The sequence below is a fragment of the Pseudomonas sp. CK-NBRI-02 genome (assembly GCF_008124495.1).
In the GTDB taxonomy this organism is placed as follows: domain Bacteria; phylum Pseudomonadota; class Gammaproteobacteria; order Pseudomonadales; family Pseudomonadaceae; genus Aquipseudomonas; species Aquipseudomonas guariconensis.
On record NZ_VSJH01000034.1, the window covers coordinates 1 to 1,402 of the forward strand.

Annotated in this window: 1 protein-coding gene and 1 pseudogene; one reads left to right on the forward strand and one right to left on the reverse strand. The window is 61.1% G+C overall.

All coding sequences use genetic code 11. The features are described from left to right. A pseudogene (locus DQ397_RS24565) lies at positions 1–511 on the reverse strand (RHS repeat protein); the annotation flags it as partial. Between the two features lie 419 nt (positions 512–930). Here DQ397_RS24565 and DQ397_RS19650 point away from each other — a divergent pair. Continuing rightward, a partial coding sequence (locus DQ397_RS19650) for a LysM domain-containing protein (RefSeq protein ID WP_148921601.1) occupies positions 931–1,402 on the forward strand: 472 nt, incomplete at its 3' end.

Genomic DNA, 1,402 nt, shown 5'->3' on the forward strand with positions numbered 1-1,402 from the left:
CGTAGTGGCGGATGCACTGGCCGGCGAGGTTGTGAGCCTGGGCCTCTGGCGTCGGATCGGCCCAGACAAAGCGCTCGATGATGCGTGCCGGCGCACCGGCCACCTGCTCCGTCACGCACAGTGGGCGGCCCGGCAGCGAGGCGGCCTCGTACTGCCAGGTGCGGGTCACGGGTGGGTCGGGCTGGTCGGCGCTGATGTTGTGCAGCGCCAGGCACGGCCTACCGGCGACATCGCTCAGGGCCAGTGATGTTCCGGCATCGACGCTTTGCGTGCGCAAGACCTCGCCGGCCAGGCTCGTCAGGTAGGTGAAGTTGGCCAGCCCGGCCTCGTGCAGGCGCGGATCGGTGCTCTGGGTCAGAAAGCCCCGGGCATCGTAGCGATGGTAGGTGATGCGCGTGTCCGTCATCGCGGGTGCATCGGGATGGCGGTGGAAAGCGATCTCTCTTATGGGCCGGTCGCGGTTATCCCGTACTGTGACCATCGGGGTCTGGCTGAACAATGACGTACTCATAGCTGCTCCTCTGTCAAATGCCTCGACCATCCGCCATGGGGCAGCGCAACGGTACTCGTACATCCAGCAGTTGTGGAGCCCTCTGCCCTGGCCTATTAATGACGCCATCAGCCTTTACAAGCTAACAATCCGTTTTTTCTTACAAATAAAGCACAGCATTCTTCGTACTTTTAGTCCCCTGAAAATACTAACGGACTATTTAATGTGCTCACCCATCAATTACCCAAGCGCCTCCAGATAACACTTAAGTAAAACGCCGCCGCTTTGCTGAAAAAGCCGCATACTTAATGCTTATTGCCAACTTCAAGTTTCCGACCCGTTTGCGGCGTAAATATGTATTTATGCACGTTTTGGAGTGAGCCATAGCTTCCAAGGCTTTTTCGTAGCGAAGTTGCGTAACTCTTGCCCACGTGACTTTCATGAAAAACCAATATATTCACTCCGGTGCCTGCTCAGGCATCCGCTGGATGGCCTGGCTCAACATCGGCGTCCAGGCGGTCCTTCCGTTGACCCTGGCATTGGCCACGCCTTCAGCCAGCGCCGCCCCCACCATTGAACCGGCCAAGCGATCACCCGCGCCTTCCCGTCTTCACACCTTCGCCATGGGTGACACCCTGGCCTCGATCGCCACCCAATACGCCACCACCATCGCCACCCTGCGCAGCCTCAACCCCGGCCGCGACCTCGATACCCTCAAGCCCGGCGATCGCTTGGTCGTACCCTCGGCCGCCGCGCACCCGCTGCCGAAGCTGAACTCGCCCGACCCACAGGCCTCCACCGACGCCCAGGACGAACAGGCCCGCGAGCTCGCCGCCATGGCCAGCGGCACCGGCAACTTCCTCAGCAACAACCCTGACAGCGACGCCGCTGCCGCCATGGCCCGCGGTCTGG